General features: G+C 47.8%; 1 protein-coding gene. It reads right to left on the reverse strand.

Annotated features, from left to right (window positions below; all coding sequences use genetic code 11):
• Positions 1-33: 33 nt before the first annotated feature.
• A partial coding sequence (locus AB4503_RS25455) for a hypothetical protein (protein ID WP_133151976.1) occupies positions 34-312 on the reverse strand: 279 nt, incomplete at its 5' end.

Genomic DNA, 312 nt, shown 5'->3' on the forward strand with positions numbered 1-312 from the left:
CATAAAGTTCTTTTTTATGCACCTAGTTAAGTATTATTCTTTCGAGTTTTGTGTGTATCTTGGCACCGCAGGATAGGCTTGGTCGGAGGTGACGTATTCCGTCCTTTCGGGTCTAGTGATCTCCTTTTCTACCTGCGACTTGACTGTCAGTTCAATCATCGGCTCAGGTTTGATGATGGGTTTCTGCGCTTCCTCTTGTTGAAGTTTTACATCATCGGTAACCCCATCAAAGCGCGCTTGATTAAAGAGTCCGCCCGTTCCCTTGGTATGCAGCATCTCGGTGCGGGTGTGTGCCACGGTATCGACGGTACT

The organism is Vibrio sp. 10N.222.55.B11, from assembly GCF_041473705.1.
Lineage (GTDB): Bacteria > Pseudomonadota > Gammaproteobacteria > Enterobacterales > Vibrionaceae > Vibrio > Vibrio crassostreae_C.